Here is a 6,265-nt window from a genome sequence, read left to right as displayed (position 1 = left end):
GGTTCTATTAACAGCGATATTTTCTCTCATTGGGTGAGAGWAGCACTGTTACCTGAGTTACCTAAAAACAGTGTAATTGTCATGGACAATGCCACTTTTCATAAACGCAGTGATATTCAAGCAATCATTGAAGAGCATGGGCATGAGATAGTTTGGTTACCCCCTTATAGTCCAGACTTAAATCCTATTGAAAAGATGTGGGCTTGGATTAAGCAAATACGCAAAGAATGGCGGATGGATTGTATTGATACTTTATTCTTTTATCTGCTTTGGATTGGATTGGGTTTTAGATGATTGCACTATATGTAACCAATAAAGAGTTGATTGAAGACTTAACGCATGGTTTCACGCTAGAAGGTCATGGTATTGCAATGGAAATTGGTCCTCAGGCGACATCTTCTGTTACCTTTACCGCCGATCGTCCGGGCGTTTATTGGTATTATTGTCAATGGTTCTGTCATGCCCTCCATATGGAAATGAGCGGACGGATGTTTGTTAAACCAACAGCACAGGCATAATGCAAAGTTTTCGTTCTTTTTTAATGGCAGCTTCGGCTGCCATTTGCATCATCGCACAAGCAGAAATCAAAACGATATCCGCAGGTAGCGATTTGCAGCAAGCCATTGATACCGCACAAGTAGGCGATGAATTGCATTTGGCTGCTGGTGATTATCATGGCAATATTGTTGTTAATCAATCTATTAGCTTAATTGGAAGCGAAAAGGGTGTGAGCCATATTATTGGCGATGGCAAAGCGGATGCTATTCGCGTAACCGCAGAAAATGTGCATTTAGCACATTTAACCGTGAGCGGCTCGGGTAAAAGTCTGAGCAAAATGAATGCGGGAATTTTTTTAGACAAAACCGCCCATCATGCGGTAGTGAAAAATAATCATATTCAAGGAAACTTATTTGGCGTTTATGTTTGGGGGCCTGATGCCGCATTGGTAGAGAACAATGTTATCCGCAATGATAATCGCCTACGCGTTAATAGTCGCGGTAATGGCGTGAGCATTTGGCGAAGCCCTAAAACCATTATTAAAGATAATGATATTAGTGGTGGACGGGATGGAATTTTTACCAATGTCAGTAAAGATAATTTATTTATCGGTAATTATTTACATGATTTGCGCTTTGCGGTGCATTATATGTATACCGAAGACAGCGAAGTTCGGGAAAATCGCGCTGATAATGTAGAAAGTGCGTATGTTTTAATGTTTTCTAATCGTATTAGCGCAGTTAATAATGTGACGAAAAACAGCAAAGAGCATGGTTTAATGCTCAATGATGTTAATCATAGTGTGATTCGCGGCAATACTGTCAATAACGCTAAAAAATGCGTTTTTCTTTATAACGCCAATCATAATGAATTTGACCATAACTATTTCCAAGGTTGCGAAATTGGTATTCATTCATCAGCAGGTTCTGAGAATAATGGCATGCATGACAATAGCTTTGTGCAAAATCAAACACAGGTCATGTATGTTGGGACGCGTGAAAGCCAGTGGTCGCATGAAGGGCGTGGGAATTATTGGAGCGATCATAGCGCGTTTGACTTAAATGGGGATGGCATTGCCGATACGCCTTATCGTCCGAATACAGTAATGGATCAAATTCTTTGGCGCGCACCTTCAGCCAAATTGCTAATCAATAGTCCGGCTGCTCAACTTTTAAAATATGCCCAACAGCAATTCCCCAGTTTATTGCCAGGCGGTGTAACCGATACTTATCCTTTAATGCAGCCTACGCCAACGGAGCATTCTCATGAATTCCATTCTCATTGAAGCCAATCATCTTAGTAAAACTTTTCGTGGTCGATGCGCGGTTTATCCGCTCGATTTAACCATTCATGCGGGAGAATGTGTTGCGCTTGCTGGTCATAACGGTGCGGGCAAATCAACCTTGATGAAAATGTTACTGGGTTTATTATCACCGACCACTGGCAGCGTGTATCTACAAGGAAAAGCGCCAACAGATGCACAGGTCAAAACCAAGCTAGGTTATTTACCAGAAACCGTCTCGCTTTATCCATCTTTAACGGGGCGTGAAACTTTAAAATTTTTTGCTAAGCTCAAAAAGCAGCCAATAGCAGCGAATGAGGCGTTATTAGAAACCGTTGGTATTTTAGATGCGGCGGATAGACGCGTTGGCACTTACTCTAAAGGGATGCGGCAACGGCTAGCGCTTGCACAAGCCTTAATTGGGCAACCTGATATCTTGTTTTTAGATGAACCGACAACAGGACTTGATCCTGCTTCTCGTCGAGAGTTTTATGAACGCATTGCGTTATTGCGTGCATCAGGCGTTGCCATTTTGCTATCTAGCCATGCATTAGCAGAGCTTGCCGGACAAGTTGATCGCATTATTATTATGAAGCAAGGTCATAAAATGGCAGATGGAGATTTAACACAGCTAAGAATGCAAGCGGAGTTACCTACTATACTAATGACAGAATGTGCAGCACCTCTTCCATCGCCTTGGCAATCGATTGGCGAAAGTCGTTGGCAATGTGCAGTTAACGAGGCAGAGAAAAATGCCGTCATCACGCAGTTATATCGAGAGCATTCACCAGCGGATATTCATATTCAAGCCCCTAGTTTGGATGATTTATATGCAGATTTTCTCAAGCGTGAGCCAATCAAAACCATAGAGGAAGCCACTGATGAATAATTTATTCCCGTTAGCGCAAAAAGAATTTACTGATGGTATTCGTAACCGTTGGGTCTTAGCCATTACGCTTTTACTGACGATTTTTGCTTTGAGCCTCGTTGCATTAGGAAGTGCGCCCGTTGGAGAAGTCAAAACCTCCCCGCTAGCCATTATTATCGTTAGCCTAGCCAGTTTAAATATCTTTTTATTACCGCTAATTGCACTTTTATTGTCTTACGACAGTTTAGTGGGGGAAATTGAAAATGGCACAATGCCGTTATTACTCGTTTATCCGCTTAGCCGCTCGCAAATCGTATTAGGGAAATTTATTGGGCAATGGGGCATCTTGGCGGTGGCAACATTGATTGCCTATGGCATTACGGCAATTGCGGTTTTCTTTATTCATCGTGATATCGGTTATCGCTGGATAACGTGGCAACCTTTTGTATTGATGACGCTATCAACCATCGCTTTAGGTGGTGTTTTTCTTGCGATTGGCACCTTATTATCAGCAATTGCTCGCCAACGAACACAAGCGGCAGGAATGGCAATTGGCGTATGGTTGTTATTCGTTTTAGTCTATGACCTTGCTTTGCTAGGGGCGCTATTACTGGATAAAAAACACTGGATAACAGAGAGAATGTTGTCATGGTTGATGTGGGGAAATCCCGCGGATGCTTATCGTTTGCTCAATATTGGCAGTGGTGAAAATGCCACCGTTGCTGGGATGTTAAATGTTGGGCAAAGCATGGCATTATCACCAATGTGGTTGGTCATCAGCTTAGTTATTTGGATGGTTATTCCCGTTTTGCTCACCATTCTTATTTTTCGGAAAAAAACACCATGACAAAACCTTTACTCATTATTTTATTTTTATGCTTATCTGCCTGTGATTCAGCAGAGAAAACGGCTACTCCGCAAGCGCCACAAATGCTCATCCCTGAAGATGCCAAAGATTATTACTCACACATGGGGGTATTAGAAAACTCAGGCGAAAAAGGACAAGTCTTATTATTAGATGGTCAGCGTGAAACCTTGTGGTTCGGTAGCGTTAAGAACTTATTAACCTATTTGCATCATCCTGAAACTGCTAATCGTCCTATGCAAGCATATGTAGGATTATTACAAAAATAAGATAAATCAATAGAAAATCTCCAATGGCACGATGCGCAAACCGCTTGGTATGTATGTATTCCTGCGGAGTATCGCATACCAGAAGCGCAAGCTTGGCAAGCATATTCTAATCAGGAAAAAGCCATGCAGGCGGCGCAGCAAGAACAGGGCATTGTCTATGCTTATCAAGCGATTTCGCTTCAGCAACTAACAAAATCTGATAGCTGTCTTTCCAATTATTGATATATGTCAATTTTCAAGTGAAGTAAAAAAGCATAAAATGTTAATGCTTTTGTTAGCAATACAAGGAAAAAATCATGAAAAAATTACTTATCCCCACAATCGTTGCTGCTTTCAGTATGACTGTTTTCGCACAAGATGCTGCTAAAACCGCTGATGAAGCGGCTAAACCAGAAGCTGCTGGCGCATGTAAAGTTGTCATCGAAGGTAATGACGCAATGAAATACAACTTAGATAAATTCACCATCAATAAAACTGAATGCCCTGAATTTACTGTTGAGCTAAATCATGTTGGTAAATTACCTGCCGCAGCAATGGGTCATAACGTAGTAATTACGAAAAAAGAAGATATGGACGGTGTCGCTAAAGACGGTATTGCAGCTGGTGCTGCTCACAACTATATCAAAGAAGGCGATGAGCGCGTTATTGCTCACACCAAACTTATCGGTGGTGGTGAAAAAGCAGAAGTGACTTTCTCAACCAAAGATTTAGCGGCTGGTGGCGATTATGAGTTTTTCTGCTCATACCCGGGTCACTATGCAATGATGAAAGGTCAAGTAGAAGTTACTGAATAAGTAATTCTTCTCTTTTAATCTAAGAAGCGAACCTTCAGGTTCGCTTTTTTATTACTTAGCAGAGAAATATAGTCAAAAGCTAATAAAAGAGTCACAGAAATTAGATCGCTATTCCAGTAATAGTATGTGTGCTTACTTTATTTATTTATCTATCTTAACACTGTAACTATTCTAGTAGCCTTTCACTATAGTGGTTTTTTAGGGTTTTGCAAAGGTCTCGAATTGTTAAGTTTGAAAATAACAGATGTTTTTCAAGTTGTAGAATTTTTATTAGATATTAAAGATGGTTGCGCTTTGTTTAATTTCTGTTTTAGTGCATTTAACGATAAAATGCGCGACCTTAAAATGATAGATGAGGCATTATGAATAAGCATCCTGCAGTTGGCTTTGTGAGCCTAGGCTGCCCTAAAGCATTGGTTGATTCTGAAAGAATTTTGACACAGTTAACAACAGATGGCTATCAAATTGTCGATAGCTATGAAGAAGCAAATGTGGTGATTGTTAATACTTGTGGCTTTATTGATGAGGCGGTTGCAGAGTCTTTAAATGCGATTGGTGAAGCAATTGATGCGAATGGTCGGGTGATTGTAACAGGCTGTTTGGGCGTTAAACCTGAGATGATTCGCGAGTTGCATCCCGGTGTATTAGCGGTTTCGGGTCCACAGGCGTATGAAGAAGTGATGACGGCGGTGCATCAAGCCGTTCCAAAACCAGCTAAAAATCCGCATATAGATTTGGTGCCTGATGCAGGATTAAAACTCACGCCTCGCCATTATGCGTATTTAAAAATCAGCGAGGGCTGCAACCATAAATGTAGCTTCTGTATTATTCCGAGTATGCGCGGGCGCTTGCAGAGTCGCGTAGCAGGCGAGGTGATGAAGGAAGCGGAAGCGTTAGTTAAAAGTGGTGTTAAAGAATTATTGGTGATTTCCCAAGATACGTCTGCTTATGGTGCGGATATTCGTCATAAGTTAGATTTTTGGGGCGGTAAGCCAGTCAAAAGTCGCTTGTTAGAATTATGCCAAGCCTTATCAAGTTTGGATGTGTGGACGCGTTTACATTATGTTTATCCTTATCCAAATGTGGATGATTTAATTCCATTGATGGCAGATGGTAAGTTGTTGCCATATTTGGACATTCCTTTGCAGCACACGAATCCAAGGATTTTAAAAGCGATGCGTCGCCCGGGAAATATTGAACGCACGTTGGAGCGGATTCGTCAGTGGCGCGAAATTTGTCCAGATATTGCGATTCGCAGCACGTTTATTGTGGGTTTCCCGGGGGAAACGGAAGCGGAATTTGAAGAGTTGCTTGATTTTATTGATGAAGCGGAAATCAACCGCGCTGGCTGTTTTGCTTATTCGCCGGTAGAAGGGGCGGCTGCAAATGCGTTACCTAATCCTGTTGATGAAGCGATTAAGCAAGAGCGTGTGGCACGGTTTATAGAACGCCATAATGCCATAAGTCGCCGTTTACTCGCGGAGAAAGTCGGCGAAGTCATTCCGGTGATGATTGATGAAGTCGATGTTGAAACGCAAACGGCAATTGCCCGTAGTCCGTATGATGCGCCTGAGATTGATGGTGTAGTGCATATTGGACAAATTGAAGGCGCAGAAGCGGGGCAAATTGTGCATGTCGAAATCACCGATTCAGATGAGCATGATTTATTCGCGCAGGTTTATTGAGGCA

The 6,265-nt window shown here is 41.8% G+C and carries 7 protein-coding genes and 1 pseudogene; all 8 read left to right on the top strand.

The features are described from left to right. A partial coding sequence (locus A5N85_RS02230) for a transposase (RefSeq protein ID WP_143143153.1) occupies window positions 1-294 on the top strand: 294 nt, incomplete at its 5' end. Next, window positions 294-518 (top strand): annotated as a pseudogene (locus tag A5N85_RS02225) (TAT-dependent nitrous-oxide reductase); the annotation flags it as partial. The gene A5N85_RS02230 and the pseudogene A5N85_RS02225, both read left to right, overlap by 1 nt. Further along, on the top strand, window positions 518-1,783 hold the full coding sequence (locus A5N85_RS02220) for a nitrous oxide reductase family maturation protein NosD (protein WP_072575774.1): 1,266 nt from the start codon (window positions 518-520) through the stop codon (window positions 1,781-1,783). The pseudogene A5N85_RS02225 and the gene A5N85_RS02220, both read left to right, overlap by 1 nt. Next, on the top strand, window positions 1,764-2,669 hold the full coding sequence (locus A5N85_RS02215) for an ABC transporter ATP-binding protein (protein WP_072575773.1): 906 nt from the start codon (window positions 1,764-1,766) through the stop codon (window positions 2,667-2,669). The genes A5N85_RS02220 and A5N85_RS02215 overlap by 20 nt, the downstream gene beginning before the upstream one ends. Further along, window positions 2,662-3,495 (top strand): ABC transporter permease subunit, encoded by an 834-nt coding sequence (locus tag A5N85_RS02210; protein ID WP_072575772.1) that lies wholly within the window; start codon window positions 2,662-2,664, stop codon window positions 3,493-3,495. Before A5N85_RS02215 ends, A5N85_RS02210 begins: the two co-directional genes overlap by 8 nt. Then, on the top strand, window positions 3,492-3,782 hold the full coding sequence (locus A5N85_RS02205; RefSeq protein ID WP_072575771.1) for a nitrous oxide reductase accessory protein NosL: 291 nt from the start codon (window positions 3,492-3,494) through the stop codon (window positions 3,780-3,782). The genes A5N85_RS02210 and A5N85_RS02205 overlap by 4 nt, the downstream gene beginning before the upstream one ends. 296 nt (window positions 3,783-4,078) lie before the next feature. Next, on the top strand, window positions 4,079-4,576 hold the full coding sequence (gene azu / locus A5N85_RS02200) for an azurin (protein WP_084601546.1): 498 nt from the start codon (window positions 4,079-4,081) through the stop codon (window positions 4,574-4,576). A 362-nt stretch (window positions 4,577-4,938) separates the two neighbouring features. Further along, window positions 4,939-6,261, top strand: coding sequence for a 30S ribosomal protein S12 methylthiotransferase RimO (gene rimO, locus A5N85_RS02190; RefSeq protein ID WP_072575769.1), 1,323 nt, complete (start codon window positions 4,939-4,941; stop codon window positions 6,259-6,261). Window positions 6,262-6,265 lie beyond the last annotated feature (4 nt).

The sequence above is a fragment of the Suttonella ornithocola genome, from assembly GCF_001889065.1.
GTDB lineage: Bacteria > Pseudomonadota > Gammaproteobacteria > Cardiobacteriales > Cardiobacteriaceae > Suttonella_A > Suttonella_A ornithocola.
This window is presented reverse-complemented; position numbering and strand designations above follow the sequence as displayed.

Excerpts from the sequence above, each read along its gene's own strand:
- A5N85_RS02220 (WP_072575774.1), top strand. The coding sequence starts at position 518 with ATGCAAAGTTTTCGTTCTTTTTTAATGGCAGCTTCGGCTGCCATTTGC.
- A5N85_RS02215 (WP_072575773.1), top strand. The coding sequence starts at position 1,764 with ATGAATTCCATTCTCATTGAAGCCAATCATCTTAGTAAAACTTTTCGT.
- A5N85_RS02210 (WP_072575772.1), top strand. The coding sequence starts at position 2,662 with ATGAATAATTTATTCCCGTTAGCGCAAAAAGAATTTACTGATGGTATT.
- A5N85_RS02205 (WP_072575771.1), top strand. The coding sequence starts at position 3,492 with ATGACAAAACCTTTACTCATTATTTTATTTTTATGCTTATCTGCCTGT.
- azu (WP_084601546.1), top strand. The coding sequence starts at position 4,079 with ATGAAAAAATTACTTATCCCCACAATCGTTGCTGCTTTCAGTATGACT.
- rimO (WP_072575769.1), top strand. The coding sequence starts at position 4,939 with ATGAATAAGCATCCTGCAGTTGGCTTTGTGAGCCTAGGCTGCCCTAAA.